Source organism: Arsenophonus sp. ENCA, assembly GCF_002287155.1.
In the GTDB taxonomy this organism is placed as follows: domain Bacteria; phylum Pseudomonadota; class Gammaproteobacteria; order Enterobacterales; family Enterobacteriaceae; genus Arsenophonus; species Arsenophonus nilaparvatae.
The window spans coordinates 1-1,035 of record NZ_NHNG01000290.1 but is presented as its reverse complement, the minus strand read 5'-3'; the positions used below and the strand labels follow the sequence as shown (position 1 = coordinate 1,035).

Annotated in this window: 1 protein-coding gene; it reads left to right on the top strand. The window is 41.4% G+C overall.

Features of this window, described 5'->3' with window-relative positions; genetic code table 11:
• Positions 1-1,035, top strand: a 1,035-nt coding sequence (gene hcp / locus CBG25_RS07770) for a hydroxylamine reductase (protein WP_290605838.1), incomplete at both ends; no start/stop codon positions are given.

The window sequence follows — 1,035 nt, the reverse complement described above, 5'->3', positions numbered from 1 at the left end:
CCAAGGGTGAGGCACTGAAAATCCAATGCTTAGTTAAAGATCCAACGATTATTATAAATCATCCAATGGCCGAACGGCAGTTATTCAGTGACGATCCTAGCAAGTTACAAGATCAAGCAGCAGAGTACGCACTAAATAAAGACAAAGCGGTGATTGGTGAAAATATTCTTGGTTTACGTCTGCTTTGTCTGTACGGTTTGAAAGGTGCAGCGGCTTATATGGAGCATGCCAGAGTTCTCGGTCAATACAATAACGATATTTACTACCAATATCATAAAATTATGGCATGGTTAGGTAGCCCGCCATCTGATATGGATGCCTTATTGCAATGTGCAATGGAAATTGGTCAGATGAATTTTAAGGTAATGGGTATTTTAGATGCCAGTGCAACTGAGACTTATGGCCACCCAATACCCACTCAAGTTAACGTAAAACCCATTGCAGGTAAATGTATTCTAGTTTCTGGCCATGATCTGAAAGATCTACACAACTTATTGCAACAGACTGCAGGTACAGGTATTAATATTTTCACCCATGGTGAAATGTTACCAGCACACGGCTACCCAGCAATACATAAGTTCAAACATCTGGCCGGCAACTATGGAGGTGGCTGGCAGGATCAACAAATAGAGTTTGCCCAGTTTCCCGGTCCCATTATCATGACATCAAATTGTATTATCGATCCATTTGTTGGTAACTATTCCGATCGTATCTGGAACCGCAGTATTGTTGGATGGCCAAAGGTAAACCATTTGGAAGGTAACGATTTTAGCCCCGTGATTGCTATGGCACAGCAGATGGCAGGATTCCCATATAGTGAAATTGAACATAAGATTACAGTTGGTTTTGGTCGCCGCACTCTGCTGGATGCAACAGATACACTAATTGAATTAATCAACAGTAAAAAATTACGCCATATCTTCCTAGTAGGTGGTTGTGATGGAGCCCGCCCTAAGCGTAGCTATTTCACCAATTTTGCCACTCATGTGCCAAATGATTGCATAATTCTAACTTTAGCTTGTGGTAAATATCGTT